Origin of the sequence: Amycolatopsis sp. w19, from assembly GCF_051373225.1 — a bacterium.
Taxonomy (GTDB): domain Bacteria; phylum Actinomycetota; class Actinomycetes; order Mycobacteriales; family Pseudonocardiaceae; genus Amycolatopsis; species Amycolatopsis japonica.
Map to the genome: position 1 here is coordinate 125820 of NZ_JBPQFM010000015.1, position 16770 is coordinate 142589.

At 69.1% G+C, this 16770-nt stretch carries 17 protein-coding genes; 3 read left to right on the forward strand and 14 right to left on the reverse strand.

The features are described from left to right. Positions 1 to 90 precede the first annotated feature (90 nt). The 10 genes from wag31 to ACSMFO_RS26920 form a co-directional block, all read right to left on the reverse strand. The gene (wag31, locus tag ACSMFO_RS26875; protein ID WP_037344910.1) at positions 91 to 951 is read right to left on the reverse strand and encodes a DivIVA-like cell division protein Wag31; all 861 of its coding nucleotides are present in this window, start codon (positions 949 to 951) and stop codon (positions 91 to 93) included. A 54-nt stretch (positions 952 to 1005) separates the two neighbouring features. Then, the gene (locus ACSMFO_RS26880; protein ID WP_005155180.1) at positions 1006 to 1281 is read right to left on the reverse strand and encodes a YggT family protein; all 276 of its coding nucleotides are present in this window, start codon (positions 1279 to 1281) and stop codon (positions 1006 to 1008) included. 114 nt (positions 1282 to 1395) lie between these two features. After that, on the reverse strand, positions 1396 to 1995 hold the full coding sequence (locus ACSMFO_RS26885) for a cell division protein SepF (RefSeq protein ID WP_037344908.1): 600 nt from the start codon (positions 1993 to 1995) through the stop codon (positions 1396 to 1398). Between the two features lie 81 nt (positions 1996 to 2076). Then, positions 2077 to 2808, reverse strand: coding sequence for a YggS family pyridoxal phosphate-dependent enzyme (locus ACSMFO_RS26890; protein WP_436460945.1), 732 nt, complete (start codon positions 2806 to 2808; stop codon positions 2077 to 2079). Then, a complete protein-coding gene (pgeF, locus tag ACSMFO_RS26895) occupies positions 2805 to 3512 on the reverse strand; it encodes a peptidoglycan editing factor PgeF (protein ID WP_038510440.1) in 708 nt (235 codons plus the stop codon). The genes ACSMFO_RS26890 and pgeF overlap by 4 nt, the downstream gene beginning before the upstream one ends. Before the next feature lie 74 nt (positions 3513 to 3586). Then, positions 3587 to 4909 (reverse strand): cell division protein FtsZ, encoded by a 1323-nt coding sequence (gene ftsZ, locus ACSMFO_RS26900; RefSeq protein WP_016335933.1) that lies wholly within the window; start codon positions 4907 to 4909, stop codon positions 3587 to 3589. Positions 4910 to 5170: 261 nt separating this feature from the next. Continuing rightward, positions 5171 to 5941 carry an anti-sigma factor gene (locus ACSMFO_RS26905; protein WP_436460946.1) on the reverse strand — a complete coding sequence of 257 codons (771 nt, stop codon included), beginning with the start codon at positions 5939 to 5941 and terminating at the stop codon, positions 5171 to 5173. Further along, positions 5938 to 6549 carry an ECF RNA polymerase sigma factor SigK gene (gene sigK / locus ACSMFO_RS26910; protein ID WP_350581610.1) on the reverse strand — a complete coding sequence of 204 codons (612 nt, stop codon included), beginning with the start codon at positions 6547 to 6549 and terminating at the stop codon, positions 5938 to 5940. Before sigK ends, ACSMFO_RS26905 begins: the two co-directional genes overlap by 4 nt. After that, entirely contained in the window at positions 6542 to 7282 is a 741-nt protein-coding gene (locus ACSMFO_RS26915) for a DUF1365 domain-containing protein (protein ID WP_436460947.1), read from the reverse strand. Before ACSMFO_RS26915 ends, sigK begins: the two co-directional genes overlap by 8 nt. Continuing rightward, positions 7276 to 8553, reverse strand: coding sequence for an NAD(P)/FAD-dependent oxidoreductase (locus ACSMFO_RS26920; RefSeq protein ID WP_436460948.1), 1278 nt, complete (start codon positions 8551 to 8553; stop codon positions 7276 to 7278). Before ACSMFO_RS26920 ends, ACSMFO_RS26915 begins: the two co-directional genes overlap by 7 nt. Before the next feature lie 87 nt (positions 8554 to 8640). Here ACSMFO_RS26920 and ACSMFO_RS26925 point away from each other — a divergent pair, with 87 nt between their 5' ends. Together ACSMFO_RS26925 and ACSMFO_RS26930 are read left to right on the forward strand one after the other, a co-directional pair. Continuing rightward, positions 8641 to 9912: a class I SAM-dependent methyltransferase gene (locus ACSMFO_RS26925; RefSeq protein WP_436460949.1), complete on the forward strand. Its 1272-nt coding sequence runs from the start codon at positions 8641 to 8643 to the stop codon at positions 9910 to 9912. Continuing rightward, the gene (locus ACSMFO_RS26930) at positions 9912 to 10697 is read left to right on the forward strand and encodes a DUF1295 domain-containing protein (RefSeq protein WP_436460950.1); all 786 of its coding nucleotides are present in this window, start codon (positions 9912 to 9914) and stop codon (positions 10695 to 10697) included. The genes ACSMFO_RS26925 and ACSMFO_RS26930 overlap by 1 nt, the downstream gene beginning before the upstream one ends. Here ACSMFO_RS26930 and ACSMFO_RS26935 read toward each other — a convergent pair. Continuing rightward, positions 10684 to 11193 (reverse strand): DinB family protein, encoded by a 510-nt coding sequence (locus ACSMFO_RS26935; protein ID WP_037344897.1) that lies wholly within the window; start codon positions 11191 to 11193, stop codon positions 10684 to 10686. The two genes, ACSMFO_RS26930 and ACSMFO_RS26935, sit on opposite strands and share 14 nt — an antisense overlap. 225 nt (positions 11194 to 11418) lie before the next feature. Between ACSMFO_RS26935 and ACSMFO_RS26940 the strand changes: the two genes are divergently transcribed. Further along, positions 11419 to 12723 carry a wax ester/triacylglycerol synthase family O-acyltransferase gene (locus tag ACSMFO_RS26940; RefSeq protein WP_436460951.1) on the forward strand — a complete coding sequence of 435 codons (1305 nt, stop codon included), beginning with the start codon at positions 11419 to 11421 and terminating at the stop codon, positions 12721 to 12723. A 75-nt stretch (positions 12724 to 12798) separates the two neighbouring features. Here ACSMFO_RS26940 and ACSMFO_RS26945 read toward each other — a convergent pair whose 3' ends face one another. The 3 genes from ACSMFO_RS26945 to ACSMFO_RS26955 all read right to left on the reverse strand — a co-directional run bounded on the left by ACSMFO_RS26945 (position 12799) and on the right by ACSMFO_RS26955 (position 16723). Next, a complete protein-coding gene (locus tag ACSMFO_RS26945) occupies positions 12799 to 14190 on the reverse strand; it encodes a class II 3-deoxy-7-phosphoheptulonate synthase (protein ID WP_038522829.1) in 1392 nt (463 codons plus the stop codon). 80 nt (positions 14191 to 14270) lie between these two features. After that, positions 14271 to 15203, reverse strand: coding sequence for a trypsin-like serine peptidase (locus ACSMFO_RS26950; protein WP_436460952.1), 933 nt, complete (start codon positions 15201 to 15203; stop codon positions 14271 to 14273). A 128-nt stretch (positions 15204 to 15331) separates the two neighbouring features. Continuing rightward, positions 15332 to 16723, reverse strand: a complete 1392-nt coding sequence (locus ACSMFO_RS26955; protein ID WP_436460953.1) for an alpha/beta hydrolase — start codon at positions 16721 to 16723, stop codon at positions 15332 to 15334. Between the last annotated feature and the right edge of the window lie 47 nt (positions 16724 to 16770).

Sequence of the window (16770 nt, forward strand, 5' to 3'; positions counted from 1 at the left end):
CGACCCTCCGGAGAGTGCCGAGGCCGTTCCACTGTGTAGAAACAAACCGGTGCAGAAACAAACCGGTGCAGAAACAAACCGGGGCAGAGATCAGCCCGCTTCGGCCCGGGGACCGAACGAGTAACCCTGTCCGCTACCGGAGGACGACGACTGCCCCGAGTTCGACGAGGACGCCGAGGCGGGAGCGGCCGAACCGCGGTCGTCGAGCTCACGCAGCTGGGACTCGAGGAACCCGCGCAGCCTCGTGCGGTACTCCCGCTCGATCGTGCGCAGCTCTTCGATCTTCTTGCCCAGCGAGCCCTTCTCCGCGTTCATGTTGTTCATGGTCTCGGTGTACTTGCGCTGAGCCTCGCGCTCCATGGTCGTCGCCTTGTCGCGCGCCTGGCGCTCCAAGGTCTCGGCACGGGTCCGCGCGTCGTTCAGCATCGTCTCGGCACGTGTACGCGCCTCGTTCACCATCGAGTCCGACTTGGACCGCGCGTCCGACAGCAGCTGCTCGGACTTGGTCCTGGCTTCCGCCAGCATGCCGTCCGACTCGGTCTTGGCCTCGGCGGTGAGCCGGTCGGCCATTTCCTGCGCCAGCCCGAGCACCTTCGCGGCCTGGACGTTGGGCTCCCCGTTGTCCGGCACCATCGAGTGGGCCTGGGTCTGCTCCATCGCCGACTGCGGCGGCGGCACCGGCGCCAGGCGGCGCGACGGCTCGTCGCGTACCTGCGGCGGCGGGCCGACGGCGCCGGCCTTGGCGTTTTCGAGCTCACCACGCGTGGTCTCGAGCTCGTTGTCGAGCTGCTCGACCTGCTGCCGCAGCTCGTTGTTGTCCTCGATCAACCGGGCAAGCTCGGTCTCCACCAGGTCGAGGAACGCGTCCACCTCGTCCTCGTTGTAGCCCCTTTTGCCAATGGGCGGCTTGCTGAACGCGACGTTATGCACGTCAGCGGGGGTCAACGACATCAGATCACCTCACGCACTCCATGGCCTGCAGGTCCACCGGGGCTTCCCCGAAAATCACCCTGGCGTTGCCAGCTGCATCGCGAAGAACACAACCAACAGCAGCACCATAATCGATAAGTCCAGTCCGACGCCGCCGATTCGTACGGTCGGGATGATTCGTCTGAACAGACGAACCGGTGGGTCGGTCACTGTGTAGATGGTCTCGAGCGTTACCGCAACCCCTCCGGCAGGACGCCACTCGCGAGCGAAAGCACGCACGAGCTCGACGACGATCCGTGCCGTCAGCAGGAGCCAGAAGGCGAACAGCACGTACCAGACGACCAGCAACACAGCATTCACGTAACCACTCTGCCATGCCTCACGTCAAAAGACGCAGTTGACGGGCCGCGGATGCCGATGAGTCGACAAAATCACATCCGGCTGCGCTCAGCGGTCACCGGGTGATCAGCCGCGCAGGAATAATCCGCCTTCGGCAATCCGCCGACGGTCCTCCGCGGTGACATCCACATCGGGCGGTGAGAGAAGGAACACCTTGTTGGTGACCTTGTCCATCGATCCGCGCAACGCGAAAGCGAGCCCCGCGGCGAAGTCGACGAGACGCTTCGCGTCCGCGTTCTCCATCTCCGTGAGGTTCATGATCACCGGGATGCCCTCCCGGTAGTGCTCCCCGATCGCGCGCGCTTCCGCGTAGCTCGTCGGGTGCAGCGTCGTGATCCGGCTCAACGGGTCACGCACCGCAGGACGCACCGGCTCGGTGACCGGCCGCAGCCGCGCGACCGGCTCCGGCTGACGGTCCATCGCCAGCGCTCCGTGGACGGCCGGCTCCGGGCTGGCCACGGAGCGTGACCGAGGCCGGGGTGCGGGCTCGTCGTAAGTGTCAACTTCGTCCCGGTAACGTCCACCCCGTGACCGGGCCGGCGGCTCGTCGTCGTAGTCGTACTCGTCGTCGGCGTAGCCTCGCCGGTACTCATCCTCGACGTCATAGCCGTCTTCGTCCGCGGGCACCATCCCGAAGTAGGCCTTCAGCTTCTGCAGCGCGCTCATGCCTCTCCCTAGCCTTAGCCGCGTCCCGCACGTACTCCCCCGCCCTCGCCGCCACTCCCCGTAACGACGGGACGGTATTCCCTAAGGCGAGGCTAAACCGCGTCCACCGAGCAACGCGGTTCCGACACGCACACAGGTCGACCCGTGCGCGATCGCCTGCTCGAGATCATTGCTCATTCCGGCGGAGATCTCACGGGCATTTGGGTGTTCTTCCCGTAGACGCTCCGACGCTCGGGCGAGTTTCCCGAACGCCTCCGCGGGATCAGTACCCAGCGGCGCGACCGCCATAAGCCCCCGGAGGCGAATATCACCCACATGGGCTATCCGCTCCGCCAAATGGCTCACGTCGCTCAACCGAATGCCCCCGCGCTTCGGATCGTCATCGAGACTTACTTGAATGAGGACGTCCAGCGGATGCTCGCGTTGCCCGGATTCGAGGGCCGACTTGGTCGCTTTCGCGAGTGCCTCCGCCAGCCGTTCGGAGTCGACGGACTGGACCTCGTCGGCCCAGCGCACGACCGATTTGGCCTTGTTCCGCTGCAGGCTGCCGACCATATGCCAGCGGATCCGGGCGTCCGGCCGCAGACCGGCGACCTCTTCGGCCTTCGCGCCCGCTTCCTGATCGCGGTTCTCGGCGAGGTCGAGCGCGCCGAGGTCGGCGAGCAGCGCGGCGTCGAGCGCCGGGAAGGTCTTGGTGACCGCGAGCAGTTTGACCTCGTCGCGTGCCCGGCCGGCGGACTCGCACGCGGCCGCGATCCGCTCTTCCACTTCGGCGAGGGAAGCGGCGAGTTCCCCCTTGCGGGTGTCACTCATGACGCGTCCAGCCACGTGATCCCGGCGATCCGGCCCGTCGTGCCGTCGCGGCGGAAGCTGAAGAGCGTCTTGTCTTCGTTGGTACAGCGCGGATCCACGCCGATCTTGCCGACGCCGAGGTCGGCCAGCTGCCGCCAGAGACCGGCCCGCAGGTCGAGCCCCGGCGTGCCCTTGCGGGTTTTGCACGCGCTGCCCGGCACGTGCTTTTCGACGTCGGCGGCCATGTCGGCGGGGACTTCGTAGCAGTCGCCGCAGATCGCGGGACCGAGCAGCGCTTCGGTCCTGGCGGGTTCGGCGCCGAGCGAACGCATCGCCTCGACCGCGGCGGGGACGACGCCGACCCTGGCGCCGACGCGGCCCGCGTGGACGGCGGCGACGACACCGGCTTCGGCGTCGGCCAGCAGAAGAGGTACGCAGTCGGCGACGAGCACCACGAGCGCGAGGCCGGGCTCGGCCGTCACGAGCGCGTCGGTCGCTTCGGCGGCGGAGGTCTCCGAGCCGTCCACGACGGTCGCGGTCCGGCCGTGGACCTGCTCCATCCAGGCCAGCCTGTCCTCGGCGAGGCCGAGTTCGGTGGCGAGGCGCTTGCGGTTGGCGTAGACGTCGCCCGCGTCGTCGCCGACGTGATCACCGAGGTTGAAGGTGTCGTAAGGCGCGCGGGAAGCCCCGCCCGCCCGTGTCGTGACGACCCGCCGTACCCGCACGCTTTTCCTCCTAGACCTGAGTGAAGGCCCCCTCGACTGTAGTCAAGGAGGCCTTCACGGAACGTACTGGCGAACTACCGGCGCATGAACGGCGGCACGTCGACCTCGTCGTCCGACGGGTCGTCGTGCACCGGGGTCGCGCGGCCGGGCAGGCTGCCGTGGTTCGTGTTCGACCCGATCGGCGAGTAGCCGCGCGAACCGCCGCCGGGCTGCGGGAGCCCGCCGCTCAGCGAACCGTTGCCCTCGTTGCGGGCGGACGGCATCGGCGTGTGCGTGCGCGGCGGCGCGACCGGGTAGCCGTTCGACCCGGTCGACGGCACCGGCGTGGCACCCGAAGGCGGGCTCTGCACCGGGGTCGCCCCGCCGGCGTTGACCTGACCGGCCTGCGCGGACGCGGTCGAGTTCGTGCGGGAGCCGAACGCGGGCGGGTCGAGCTTCTTGTGGGTCGGGGTGCCGGCGTCGAAACCGGCCGCGATCACGGTGACCCGGACCTCGTCGCCGAGCGAGTCGTCGATGATCGTCCCGAAGATGATGTTGGCGTCGGGGTGCGCGGACTCCTGCACCAGCGACGCGGCTTCGTTGATCTCGAACAGGCCGAGGTCCGATCCGCCCGCGATCGACAGCAGCGCGCCGTGCGCCCCGTCCATCGACGCTTCCAGCAGCGGCGAGTTGATCGCCTTCTCCGCGGCCTGGATCGCCCGGCCCTCGCCGCGCGCCGAGCCGATGCCCATCAGCGCGGAACCCGCGCCGGACATGACGCTCTTGACGTCGGCGAAGTCCAGATTGATCAGACCCGGGGTGGTGATCAGGTCGGTGATGCCCTGGACACCGGACAGCAGCACCTCGTCCGCCGAACGGAAGGCGTCCATCAGCGAGACGCCGATGTCGCCCAGCTGCAGCAGCCGGTCGTTCGGGATCACGATGAGCGTGTCGCATTCGTTGCGCAGCTGCTGGATGCCCTCTTCGGCCTGCTTGCTGCGGCGCTTGCCCTCGAAGGTGAACGGGCGGGTGACGACGCCGATGGTCAGCGCGCCGAGTTTGCGGGCGATCTGGGCGACGACCGGCGCGCCACCGGTGCCGGTGCCACCGCCCTCACCCGCGGTCACGAACACCATGTCGGCGCCCTTGATGACCTCTTCGATCTCTTCTCGGTGGTCCTCGGCGGCCTTCTGCCCCACCTCGGGGGCGGCGCCGGCACCGAGTCCGCGGGTCAGTTCCCGGCCGATGTCGAGCTTGACGTCGGCGTCGGACATGAGCAGTGCCTGCGCGTCGGTGTTCACCGCGATGAACTCGACGCCCTTGAGGCCGACCTCGATCATGCGGTTCACGGCGTTCACGCCGCCGCCGCCGATACCGACGACCTTGATCACCGCAAGGTAGTTGTGCGGGGGCGTCATCGGGGCCGCCTTCCTGATCGTGTGTGCCCGTGCTGCCCGCCGGTCGCTGAGCCTGTGCCGAACCCTCGAGCTGAAGTTCAGATTGAGAGTTATGTCAACTGCCGACGTTGAAGCAGGACGGTATGCACCAGGCTGGCTCGAATCCAGTAGCCACGCCGTGTGTCGCAAAGGTGTTTTGCCACAACATGTTCGCGGGCGCAAGAGCGAGACCCGGTCGCGGCGGCGAACGGCGGCCTGGTAAAGGCGAAGATCAGGTGGGCATCAGGTGGGCATGGACATGACCATGACGACGTCCTTCGACGGCGACCCGGTCGGTGATCCACCGGCCTGTTCGACGCTGAGCGCGAACTTCTCGGCCCCGCCGAGCCCGTCGGCGACCAGCAGCGCACCGTCCTGACCACCGGAAATGAGCCCGGCGGGTTTGGGTGCGGCACCCGGGAACATGAGCCAGGCCTGGTAGACCCGGCCCGGTTCGTTCGCCGGCAGCTGCGCCGCCATGAACACCAGCCGGTCCTTCGCGCGCGACATCATCACGGTGCCACCGCCGCCCGCCGAGGTCTCGGCGTGCCCGGTCCGGAGGTCGGCGGCCGAAAGGACGTCGGCGACCGGGGCGTACCGGTCCGCGTACTGCGCCGCACGCTCCCGCGCGGCCGTCAGCTGCGAGTGGTTGTCGTAGGCGATCCCGCCGAACACGGCGGTGCCCGCGAGCCCGACGACGGCCGCGGCCACCGCGGCGATCGCCCAGCGCGGGGCGCGACGCCGGTCCTTGACGCGCTCCCCCGCGCCGAAGCGCGTCTTCGGCGGCTGCTGCCTGGTCGCCATCGCCTCGGCGAGCACGCGGCGTTTGAGTTCGGGCGGCGGGTCTTCGGCCAGCGCGGCACCGAGCCGGGTCGCCGTCATCTGCAGTTCGAGGACCTCTTGCGCGCACGAGGCGCATTCGGCGAGGTGGCGCTGGAACTGCGCTCGCTCCACTTCGGACAGCGCGTCGACGGCGTACGCGCCGGTGAGCGTGTGCATCTCGGGCATGGTCATGCCGTCACCCCCAAACAGTCCCGGAGCCTGATCAGGCCGTCCCGGAGCCGGGTCTTGATGGTTCCGTGCGGGGTCTGCAGCACCTCTGAGACCTCGCGATAGGTATAGCCCTGGTAGTAGGCGAGCAGGACGGATTCCCGTTGCAGCTCGGTGAGGGTGGTCAGGCAGCGGCGTACCTGCGAACGCTCCCAGCGGGCCGCGACGGCCTCGGCCACCTCGTCGAAAGGCCGGGCGCGGGCGGCCTCGAAGGTCGCCTTGACCTCGCGATCCGAACTGGCGCGTGCCGAGCGGACGCGGTCGACGGCGCGGCGGTGCGCGAGCGTCATGGCCCAGTTCAGCGCGCTCCCCCGCTCCGGGGAGTAGCGCGTGGCCGTGCGCCACAGCTCCACCATGACCTCCTGCGTGACCTCTTCGGACTGTGCGGCGTCACGGAGGATCCGCCGCACGAGGCCGAGGACCGGACCGGCGAGCCGGTCGTACAAGGCGTCGAAGGCCCGCTCGTCCCCCTTCGCGACCCGGACGAGCAGATCCTCGGCCGTCGGTCCTGCCGGTTCACCGCTGCTTCCGGGAACAGGCGCCATCCGGCGCGGGCGTGCCGATTCATCCATCAAGCCTGCCTCCGGCCGTCTGGGGCGTCCGCTGTGTCATCGGCGCCTTCTTCAACCACAGTTTGACCCCGTGCCGCCGGATCAGCGCGGAGACCCGGTGCGGCATGAGCGGACGGGTGATCAGCATGTGCGCCAGCCACCTGGCGGTGGCCGGGCGCCGCACACCGCGCAGCGACGCGGTCAACGGCGTCTTCCCGTCCTGATGCAGGGCGATCTTGACCGAAAGCAGCGACTCCGGCCGGGGTACCGCCATCCGGTACTCGCCGTCCATCGACTGGAACGGCGAGACGTAGAACTCCTTGTCCGCGAAGGCGTTCCCGTCCTCGTCGGGGCGAAGGAGGTACGCGTGCCTGCCCCCGTAGGTGTTGTGCACCTCGGCGACGACGCATTCGAGTACGCCGTCGGGCCGGTGGCACCAGTACAGGGTGATCGGGTTGAAGTTGTGGCCGAGCATCCGCGCGCCTGCCAGCATCAGCACCCGGCCGCCGCGGAGGTCGACGCCGCGCGCCGCGAGCCAGCGGTCCAATTTGGACCGGATGCTGGAGGTGTCCTCGGGCGCGAAGTGGTCTCGTGAGTCGAAGCGGGCGAAGGGGCGAAGCCACCACGGCAGCTTCGGCGGCACATCGAGGTCGACGAACCACAGGTAGATCCGGTGGGCGAACGAGATCGGCGGCTCGATGCGCCGGACATGCGCCACCGTGGAGTCGTAGAGCACGGCCATGACGGTCACCATCGCACCCCGAAGTTCTCGGCCGCGCGGACACCGGACGCGCAGCCGTCCTCGTGGAACCCCCAGCCGTGGTACGCGCCGGCGAAGGCGACCGTGCCGTCGTTCAGCTCGGGCAGACGGCGCTGGGCGGCCACGGATTCCGGCGTGTAGACGGGATGTTCGTAGGTCATCTTGGCGAGCACCGACCCGTCGGCCGGGCCGGTGCCCGGGTTGAGCGTGACGACGTAGCCGGTCGGCTCGTCGAGCCGCATCAGGCGGTTCATGTCGTAGGACACCTGGACCGCGCCGTGGTGGGCGCCGCAGAACGGCGTCGCGTAGTTCCAGCCCGCCCGCGCCGATTCCGCCGTCGGGAGCACGCCGGTGTCGGTGTGCAGGCACGCCTCGTTGCTGGAGTACCGGAAGGTCCCGAGGAGGTCTTGCTCGGCCGCGGTCGGCGACGAGAGCAGCTTCAGCGCCTGGTCCGCGTGCGTGGCCACGACGACCTTGTCGAGCCGGTGCCGTGTGTCGGCGTCGTCGCGGACCTCGATGCCGCGCGCGGTGCGCTTGACCGAACGGACCGGAGTCGACAGATGCACCGCGGTCAGCTGTTTGGCCGCCCGCTCGACGTACTCGCGAGAGCCGCCGACGACGGTGCGCCACTTCGGGGACCCGCCGACCGACAGCATCCCGTGGTTGCGGAGGAACTCGAACAGGTAGCGCGCGGGGTACTTGAGCGTGTCGGTCCGGTCGGCGGACCAGACGGTCGAAACGACCGGGAGCATGAAGTGGTCGACGAAGTACTTCGTGTACCCGCCGATCGCGAGGAAGGCGCCGAGGGTGACGTCTCCGGCCTCGGGCGCTTCGAGGACGCGCCTCGCGTGCCGGTGGAAGCGCTTGACGTCGGCGAGCATCCACAGGTAGCGGCCCCGTGCGACGTTGCGCGGCTGCGCGAACAGGCCCTTCAGGCCCTTCGCGCCGGCGTACTGGAGCCCGCAGCCGTCGCAGCGGATGCTCATCGACATCTCGGTGTCGCGGGTGGCGACGCCCAGTTCGGCGAACAGGCGGAGCAGGTTCGGATAGGTACGCTCGTTGTGCACGATGAATCCGGAGTCGACGCCGACGGTGCCGCCGTGCGCGCTCGGGACGTCGTGGGTGTGCGCGTGCCCGCCCAGCCTGTCCTCGGCTTCGAACAGCAGTACCTCGTAGCGGCGTTGCAGCAGATAGGCGGCCGTGAGGCCGGCCACGCCGCTGCCGATGACTCCGATGCGTTGACCCTTGGTGTGCACGTGAAGCATTCGGAGCCGGATCGGGCGAGGATTGGATCTCGTGAACCGGCTCGGCATCCGACCCATCCCTTTCCGGTCCGGGAGCGAATGACGACTATGCCGAACAGTCCCGTGTCCCGCCTAGCCCCGTTCGTCGAGCGGCTCCTCGGTGGTGCCCTTCCGGTCGGTTTGCGTACCTGGGATGGCGTACGCGCCGGTCCGCCGGATGCCCCGACCGTGGTACTCCACAACCGCCGGGCCTTGCGCCGTCTCCTCTACGCCCCCGGCGAATTGGGCCTGGCCAGGGCATACGTCTCAGGTGATCTCGACGTCGAGGGCGATCTCGCCGACGGATTCCGCCGGATCTGGGCGCTGACCCGTTCGGGCGCCGTGCGCGGCGCGAAGCTCGGCCCGCGCGACTGGGCCGAGGCCTTGCGTCTCGCGGTGAGCCTCGGCGTCGCCGGGCCGCCGCCCAAGCCGCCCGCCGAGGAGGCCCGGCTGTCCGGGAAGCTGCACACCCTGCTCCGCGACAAGTCCGCGATCGCGCACCATTACGACCTCAGCAACGCCTTCTACCAGCTGTTGATGGACGAATCGATGGCCTACTCGTCGGCGTACTGGACGTCCGAGGAGAAGGGTTACGACCTCGAACAGGCGCAGTGGGACAAGCTCGAACTGATCTGCCGCAAGCTCGGCCTGCGCCCGGGGATGCGGCTGCTCGACGTCGGCTGCGGCTGGGGCTCGCTCCTGGTGCACGCGGCGAAACATCACGGCGTGACCGCTGTCGGGATCACTCTGTCGGCGGAGCAGCTGCAGCACGTCCGCGGCCGCCTCGTCCAGCACGATCTGGAGGATCGCGTCGAGGTCCGGCGGCAGGACTATCGCGAACTGCGTGACGAACCCTTCGACGCCGTCGCCACCATCGAGATGGGTGAGCACGTCGGCGAGGAGAACTACCCCGAGTACACGCGGACGCTGTACCGGATGCTCAAGCCCACCGGACGGCTGGTCCTGCAGCAGATGTCCCGCGGCGCGGTGGCGCCCGGCGGCGGCGCGTTCATCGAGCGCTACATCGCCCCCGACATGACGATGCGGCCGCTGAGCCGCACGCTCGGGCATCTGGAGACCGCCGGGTTCGAGATCCGCGACGTCCACGCGCTGCGAGAGCACTACGTGCGCACGGTCCGGGCCTGGGAGAAGACGCTCGAAAGCAACTGGGACGACGTCGTCGCGCTGATCGGGGAATCCGGCGCGCGGGTCTGGCGGCTGTACCTGGTCGGCGGGGCGCTCGCGTTCGAGGAGAACCGGATGGGCGTCGACCAGATCCTCGCGGTCCGTTCGTCGGAAGAGGGTTTGAGCGCGCTGCCCGCCACCCGGGAGTGGTCCTGATGCCCCTCGGCGGGACCCTCGCGGTCACGGCGGGCGCGACGCTGCTGGCCTTCGTCGTCACCTTCGGCATCGCGCGATGGCGGAAGCGGTACGACACCGTCGACACGCTGTGGGGACCGGGCTTCGCGCTCGTCGCGCTGGTGGGGGCCCCGCTCGGGGACGGGTCGGTCGCGCTGCGCGTGGTCACCGCGCTGCTGACCGCGATCTGGGGCGTACGCCTCGGCGTCCACCTCCACCTGCGCAACCACAAGTTGCCCGAGGACCCGCGCTATGTGCGGATGGCCGAGAGCGCCGGCCCGAATCCGGCGCTCAAGCTGTTCGTCCGCGTGTACCTGGTGCAGGCCGTGGTGCTCTGGTTCGTCTCGCTGCCGGTCCAGTTCGCGATGTACGGCGACACCTTCGGGGTGACGGCGTGGCTGGGCGTCGCGGTGTGGCTGGTGGGCTTCGGGTTCGAGACGGTCGGCGACGAGCAGTTGCGCCGTTTCAAGGCCGACCCGGGCAACAAGGGGAAGGTGCTCGACAGCGGTCTGTGGCGCTACACCCGGCATCCCAACTACTTCGGGGACGCGTGCGTGTGGTGGGGCCTGTACCTGCTGGCGTGTTCGAGCTGGGTGGGGGCGGCGACCGTGCTGTCGCCGATCGCGATGACGTACACGCTGGCCAAGGGGACCGGAAAACCTCTGCTGGAGAAGGGTTTGCGGCGTTCGCGGCCGGGATACGCGACGTACGTCGAGCGGACCAGCGGGTTCTTCCCGCTGCCCCCTCGCCGCGTCACTCCCCGGTGAGACCGTCCGTCAGCTCGCGCAACAGGTCGAGGTGGCCGGCGTGCCTGCCGGTCTCCTCGATCATGTGCGCGACCACGAACCGGACGTTGACCTTGCGATCGCCGCGGAAGGGGACCTCGTCGTCCAGCCCCATCGCTTCGACGATCTTGCGGCTGCGCTCGCACTCGGCCTCGTAGGCGGCTATCAGCTGCTCGATCGGGGTCTGCATGGCGACCCGGAACTCGGCGTCCGGATCGGCCTCCAGCGCCTCCTTCCAGACGTCCTCCTGCCCGCCGAGCACCACGTTGAACCAGTACTGCTCGACGAGGGTCAGATGCCCGAGCAGACCGGCGACGGTGGTCAGTTCGCTGGGGACGAGCGGCCGCCGGGCCTGCTCGTCGGTGAGGCCGGAGCACTTCCACACGACGGTGGCGCGAAGGAAGTCGAGGAAGCCGTTCAGCTGGGTGCGCTCGTCGCCGGTGAGGGGCGGTTCGGGGCGCTTCGGTTCGTCGGTCATGGTCGTGCAGTCTGCCGGTTTCCTCGGATGATCCGCTAACGAGTTACCCGGGGAGGCACTGTCCACCATCTGTCGCAGAGCGGTGGTCCGTGTCCGAACGTGATCCCATCGTTCGAGTGAACCCCACGGTAGTTAGCGCCCAGGAAACATGACGACCACCCGCCCGTCATGTCAGGCTGGTGCAGTTGTGCCCATCGCCCGCCGGTTCCCGGAGAAAGGTCACTGATGTCAGGCCTGCAGCTGAGCGCACTCGATGTCGCTTTCCTTTGCCTGGAAAGCGAAACGACGCCCATGCACATGGGGGCGGTGGTCACCTTCCGCCCGCACGGGCAGGTGCACGCGCGCGAGCTGACCACGCTGCTCGCCGAGCGGGCGGCACGCCTCCCCAAACTGCGTCAGCGCCCCCGCACCGCGCTGTTCCCGCCCGGCGCCGCGATCTGGGCCGACGACCCGGATTTCGTTGCCAGTGAACATATTTCACATCACCACCTGAGTTCCCTGTACGAACCGGACCCGCTCTCCGCCTACGCGTCACGATGGATGGGACGGCCGCTCGACACCGGAAAACCGTTGTGGGACTTGCATCTCGTCACCGGCCTGCCGGACGGCGAGTTCGCGTTGCTGCTGAAACTGCACCACGCGCTGACCGACGGAGCGGGCGCGTACGCCGTCGCCGTCGGCCTGCTCGACGAACTCCCGCGTGCGCCGAGGCGTCCGCACAGCGGTGCCGCGCCGCCTCCGCCGCGGTCCCCTGTGGACGCTGTGAAGGAAGCCGTCGGCTCGACGCTGACCCAGGCCGGGATCGCGTCGTCGGTGGTGCGCGCGACGCGTTCACCGCTGTCCCCCATCAGCGCGCCGCCGTCGACCGAACGACGGCTCGGCCTCGTCCGGCTGGACACCGCCGAGATCCGGCGGATCCGCCGGGCCCACGGCGGGACCGCGAACGACGTCGTGCTGGCGATCCTCAGCGGCGCGCTGCGCGAATGGATGATCAACCGCGGCCAGCGCGCCGACGACCGGACGCTGCGGGCGCTGATCCCGGTCAGCGTGCGCGGGCGGTCCGCCGAGCAGCTCGGCGGGAACAAGCTGTCCGGGTACCTCTGCGAGCTGCCGGTCGGCCTCGACGATCCGGTCGAGCGGCTGCTGGCCGTCCAGCGCGAGATGAGCCGGAACAAGGCCGCGGGACCTGCGCGAGGCGCGGGCGCCTTCCCGCTGCTCGCCGACCGGATGCCGCCGATGCTGCACCGGCTCGGTTCGAAGGCCGCCGGGCTGGCCGCGCCGCTGCTGTTCGACCTCGTGGTGACCACGGTGCCGGTGCCGCCCAACCGGCTCACCCTGGACGGGACGCAGGTGTCGGGCGTGTACCCGTTCGTGCCCCTGGCACCGCGGCAGGCGCTCGGGATCGCGGTGGCGACCTACCGCGACTCGGTCCACATCGGACTGCAGGCGAACGGGGCGGCGGTCTCGGACGTGGGTTCGCTGCGGGACGGGGTGCTCAAGTCCGCTTCGCGCCTGCTGGACACCGTTTAGCGAATGCCATGAAAGGTCCTTTCCTTGCAAATTTTGCAAGGAAAGGACCTTTCATGGCGCGCGTAAGGGGGCAGGTCAGCCGCGCAGCATCTCCGCGACCAGGAACGCCAGCTCCAGCGACTGCTGCGTGTTCAGCCGCGGGTCGCACGCGGTCTCGTACCGGCCCGAAAGGTCCAGATCCGAGATCTCCTGCGCGCCGCCGAGGCATTCGGTGACGTCCTCGCCGGTCAGCTCGACGTGGATGCCGCCGGGGTAGGTGCCGAGTTTGCGGTGCACCTCGAAGAAGCCCTGCACCTCGTCCACGATCCGGTCGAAGTGCCGGGTCTTGTAGCCGGTCGAAGCCTCGTGCGTGTTGCCGTGCATCGGGTCGCACTGCCAGATGACCTTGTGCCCGGACGCCTCGACCTTCTCGACGATCGCGGGCAGCACCTCGCGCACCTTGCCGTTGCCCATGCGGGCGATCAGCGTCAGGCGGCCGGGCTCGTTGCGCGGGTCGAGCCGCCGGACGTACTCGACGGCCTGCTCGGGCGTGGTCGTCGGGCCGATCTTGAGACCGATCGGGTTGGCCAGCAGCTCGGCGAAGGCGATGTGCGCGCCGTCGAGCTGCCGCGTCCGCTCGCCGACCCAGAGGAAGTGCGAGGACAGGTTGTACAGCTTGGGGTTCGCCGCGTCCGCGCGGTCCATCCGCAGCATGGAGCGCTCGTAGTCCAGCAGCAGCGCCTCGTGGCTGGCGAAGATCTCGGTGGACTGGAGCGAGCTGTCGGTGACGCCGCAGGCCGACATGAACCGCAGGCCGCGGTCGATTTCCGCGGCCAGCGCCTCGTAGCGCTCGCTGGCGGGCGAGGACTTCACGAAGTCCTTGTTCCAGTCGTGCACCTGGTGCAGATCCGCCATGCCGGCGCCGGTGAGGGCGCGGACCAGGTTCATCGCGGCGCCCGCGTTCGCGTAGGCGCGGATCATCCGGCCGGGGTCGGGCACGCGCAGTTCGGGCTTGGCGACGAGCGAGTTGATGATGTCGCCGCGGTACACCGGCAGGCCGAGCGCGTCGGTGGACGCCGAACGCGGCTTCGCGTACTGGCCCGCGATCCGGCCGACCTTCACCACCGGCAGGCTCGCGCCGTAGGTGAGGACGACGGCCATCTGCAGCAGGGTGCGCAGGTTGGCGCGGATGTGCGGCTCGGTGTTCGATTCGAACGTCTCCGCGCAGTCGCCGCCCTGCAGCAGGAACGCCTCGCCGCGGGCGACCATCGCGAGCCGGTCCGAAAGGCGGTCGATCTCGGCGGGGACGGTGATCGGCGGCACGCTCTCCAGCACGCCGCGTACGCGCTTCGTCAGCTCGGCGTCCGGCCACTCGGGCTGCTGCGCGGCGGGCCGGGAAAGCGCGTCGTCGAGCCGGTCACGCAGCTCGGGCGGCAGGGGTGGCAGTTCGGGGAGCGTGTCGACGGGAACGTCCACTGTCCAGTTCACAGGCACCAGGATATGCCGCGCCGAAAGCCGCCCGCCCACCGGGACGAAAGTCCCAAAACGTGGACGGGCGGCGGAAGGGATCAGGCGGCCTGCGCCTTGTTGTAGAGGTTCTGCGCGTCCGTGCCGAAGTACGGGCCGAACATGTAGCCGGGCAGGAAGTTGTAGCCGAAGCTGTTCACCGAGGCCTGGACGCCCGCACCGGTCGCCTCGCTGAAGTTGAGGAACCACGGGCCGCCGCTCGAACCACCGGTCATGTTGCAGTTCATCCCGTGGTCCTTGGTGAGCAGGAAGTCGGTGAACGTGCTCCCGCTGCAGTAGATCAGCTTCGTGCCGTCGTACGGCGCCGCCGCTGGGTACCCGAACGTGTACATCGACTGGTTGCGCGCCTGGTTGAACGCGATCCCCTGCGCGCCGACGACGTCGGTCAGCTTCTGCCCGTTGAGCGGGTTCACCACGGCCGCGCCGATGTCGTAGTTCATGTCCTCGCTCGCTTCCCACTGCGGAGTGGTCAGCGTGCTCTTCGCGGCCCACGTGCCGTAGGGAGTGTTGCCGTTGTTGTAGCCGGGAGCGAAGGTCCAGTTGGTGTGCCAGGCGCCCTGGTACTTCACGCAGTGCCCGGCGGTGATCACGACGCTGCCGTTCGTGCTGGTGACCGCGTCACCGGAGCACGACGCGTTCCGCCCGCCCATGGTGAAGAACACCCGGCCCGCGGTCTGCACGACCTTGCCCGCGCCGGTCCAGGCGCCCCCGCCGTTGGGGATGCTCTGGATGATCGTGCTCGTGCCCTTCGCGACATCCTTCGGCGTGAAGGCGGGCGCCTGGACCAGCTGTTCGATCGGCACCGCCGACCGCATCCGCTCCGGGGTCCAGTAGGCCGCGACCGCTTGCGCGTCGGTGACCGTCCGATGCTGGACCGGCCCGGCGTGGGCGGGATTCGCGACGGCCGTCAGCGCCGTCACCGCCAGCCCCACGAGCGCCGCCAGTATCCCCGTCCGGGAAGCCGTCCTCTTCATGGCGTACCACCTTTCGCCACCGGTGAATTGCCGTATGACTTGCACGACATTTCGAAAGTATTTGGCCTGCTACCAGGGGTACAAGCGGCCGTTCGGCCGCATCCGGGGTGGCGTATGGGCCGTTCGGTCTAGCGGCAGTGCGCGTCGGCCGCCGGGAGGACGCCGTCCCGCAGGTACCGGACCACGAAGTCGTTGCCGCAGGCGTTCTCCTTGGTGAAGACGCCGTGCCCGCCGGCGTCCACGGTGACGAACTTCGCCCGTCCGCCCAACGCCGAACGCAGCTCCCGCGCACCGGACAACGGCGTCGCCGGGTCGCGGAGGTTCTGCACCAGCAGGATGTTCGACGGTCCGCGGTCGTGGATCCGCACCGGCGGTTCGCGGCGCTCGACGGGCCAGAACGCGCAGGGCGTGATGTTCGCGGCCGCGGGGCCGAACATCGGCTGCGTCACGCGGGCGCGTTCGACCGCTTTTCGGTAGTAGCGAACGCTTTCCGGCCAGTCGGAGTCGTTGCAGAGCACCTGCAGCTGGAGCGCGGCGTGATTGTCGGTGTCGAGCGGTCCGCCCTGCGCCTTCGCTGCCGGAGCGGCCCACCGCTCGGCGAGACCGGGGAAGTTCGCGTCGTCGTACAGCGCGCCCCAGGTGTCGATTCGAATTCCCGGGCGCTTTTCGGCCAGCTCGAGGAACTTCGCCGTCACCTCGGCCTGTGTCCGCCCGAGGTGGTAGACGTCGTCGCGCGCCGCCGCCCACGCCGTGAAGTCGCCGAAGCGGTCGTCGAAGCCGTCCGCGAAACGCTGATGTGCCCGGACGTCGAGCCCGTCGGGGCCGAGCAGGCTGTCCAGCACGATCCGGTCCGTGCGCGCCGGGAACAGTGACGAATACGCCGCGCCCAGGTAACTCCCGTACGAAACGCCGTAGTACGAGATCTTCCGCTCCCCCAACGCCGCGCGGATCCGGTCCATATCGCGCGCGGTGTTGGCGGTGGTCATATGTGGCAGGAGGTCCGCGGTCTTCGACTCGGCGCATTGCTTCGCCACGACGCGGGACTTCGCCGCCTTCTCGGCGACGTCGCGCGGGCCCTCCGCGTACGGGCCGACGAGGATGAACTGCTGTTCCTCGCTCAGGTCACAGGTCACCGGGGTGCTGTAGACCGTCCCGCGCGGGTCGAAACCGATGACGTCGTAGCTGTCGAGCAGGTCGGACTGTCCCTGTCGCTGCGCGAGTTGCGCGGGCATCGCCAGGCCTGGGCTCCCCGGGCCGCCGGGGTTCATGAGCAGCACGCCTCGCCGCTTCGGCGATTTACTCGCCTTACGGGAAACGGTGAGTTCGATGGTCCGGCCGCCGGGATCGGCGTAGTCCAGCGGCACCTGGAGTTTCGCGCATTCGAGGCCCTCGGTCGGTGAGGGTGTCATGCCGTAGTCCGGGCAGGGAGACGTCCACCGTAGTGCCGGAGCCGCATCGGCGGTCGCCGGGACGGCTACCGCCAGTGGCAGGAAAGCCAGTATCGCCAACGTTTTTCTCATGCGGAAAGCGTGGCGTGACCGGCCGCCCGACCGCGTCGGCCCGGAGG